We start from the raw sequence: 1,808 nt of genomic DNA on the forward strand, positions 1-1,808 counted from the left end.
CTTTATGCATAAATATATTTGACTTACCAGCCCTTTTATATCTCATAACAGTTGAAAGATTAAAACCTGAGTTAAGAGAAAGAGTCAAACAAATCCAGATAGAAACCACAAAAGCCATCAGAAACTACTGGAAAGAAAAAGTTATAAAAGAAAAAGAAGAGATAGAAAAAGCCAAAGCCCAGTACGACAAATTAGTTGCAGAACTCAAACAAATACCAACTTATGAGGAGTACCAGCAAGCAAAAGAGCTTGCCGGTAAACTCCAAATAGCAATAGAGATGATAGAGGACTTGCTCACGCAAGCCCGGCCGTACCTACAACATATATATACATGGATTGAATGGAAAAATCAAGGTTTTCCTACAGGAAAACTAAAAGCACCAAAAATATTTGAGAGGTGAAACAATGGAAAGTAAAACCAACTTTATAAAACAACAACTTGCAGAAAAAGGAATATACGACTACACAGAAGAAGATATAAAATTCCTCAAGATAGAAATGATAGACGCAATGCATTACGGAAAAAAAGACAAATACGAAGCTTTTGAGGACGCTTTTTATATTTGGAAGAGGAGGAGAAGAAATGAGAGAGATAAAGTTTAGAGTTTGGGATAAAACTGATAAAGATATGAAAATTGTAGTTTCAATAGATTTTGAATTTGGAACTGTTAAATGTTTAAATGCCATAGGTTTTTCTATTAGACGGTTTAATGAGATTGTTTTAATGCAATACACCGGTCTAAAAGACAAAAACGGCAAGGAAATATATGAGGAAGATATAGTCAAACTTAAAGACTTTTACTATGAAGATGTCATTGGTATTGTCAAATTCGGAGATGGAGAATTTTATGTTGATTGTTTACCTCAAGATAATCCATATTCAAGCTGTATTATCGGCATGGCTTTTATTGATGAGCAAAACATTGAAGTCATCGGCAATATTTATGAACACAAACATTTATTAGAGGATAAAAATGTTTAAATGCACAGATAACCTAAAAGATAGCAATTTCTATTTAGATGATAGTATTATAAAAGAAATAGCAAACTTTATAATCGGGGTGTCTCATGAAAAAGGCAGTAATCTATGCGAGAGTATCAACAGACCAAGCAACACAAAAAGAAACACCAATCAGCTCACAGATAAGCGAATGCTTCAAATATGCAGAAAATAAAGGCTTTACAGTTGTTCAAGTATTCACAGATGAAGGAATAAGCGGAACTACAGACAAAAGACCTGCCTTTCAACAAATGATAAACTATGTCCAAAATAACGACATTAAAGCAATTATAACCTTTGACACTTCAAGGTTATTTAGAAATATAAGACATAAAATGAATTATAAAGAACTCTTTGATAAATTAGGAGTAGAAATACATTACGCCTCAAATCCTTTCTTATCAGGAAATCCAAACAACGACGAAGAAAGACTTGCAAGATTTTGGGCTGAAGGTGGAGCTATGCTTTTTGATGCATGGTATCCAATTTTTTGCTCTGTTCACATAAAAAGAGGAAACAGGGAAAATGCAAGACAAGGATTTTCAACAGGTAGACCACTGCCAATTGGATACAAAACTATAAAAGTTAAATACGGCAACACAATAAAATCAAAAATAATAAAAGCAGAAGAAGAAGCACATATTTATTTCAGAATATTATCTTTATTTGAGCAAGGATACGGCTCAAAAGAAATAGCAAAAAGATTGAACGAAGAAGGTATAACAAACAGAGGAAAACAATGGAAATATCAAAGCATTTTAAAGATATTAAAAAATGAGCTTTATATTGGGTTAGTCTATGGTGGTGG

4 protein-coding genes are annotated in these 1,808 nt (G+C 32.6%); all 4 read left to right on the forward strand.

Annotated features, from left to right (window positions below; genetic code table 11):
* Positions 1 to 401, forward strand: a 401-nt coding sequence (locus tag HG1285_RS02965) for a hypothetical protein (protein WP_008288990.1), incomplete at its 5' end; no start/stop codon positions are given.
* 4 nt (positions 402 to 405) lie between these two features.
* The gene (locus tag HG1285_RS02960) at positions 406 to 603 is read left to right on the forward strand and encodes a hypothetical protein (protein WP_008288991.1); all 198 of its coding nucleotides are present in this window, start codon (positions 406 to 408) and stop codon (positions 601 to 603) included.
* Positions 584 to 982, forward strand: coding sequence for a YopX family protein (locus HG1285_RS02955; RefSeq protein WP_008288992.1), 399 nt, complete (start codon positions 584 to 586; stop codon positions 980 to 982). Before HG1285_RS02960 ends, HG1285_RS02955 begins: the two co-directional genes overlap by 20 nt.
* Before the next feature lie 86 nt (positions 983 to 1,068).
* The coding region (locus HG1285_RS02950; RefSeq protein WP_008288993.1) for a recombinase family protein at positions 1,069 to 1,808 on the forward strand (740 nt) is incomplete at its 3' end.

The sequence above is a fragment of the Hydrogenivirga sp. 128-5-R1-1 genome, from assembly GCF_000171895.1.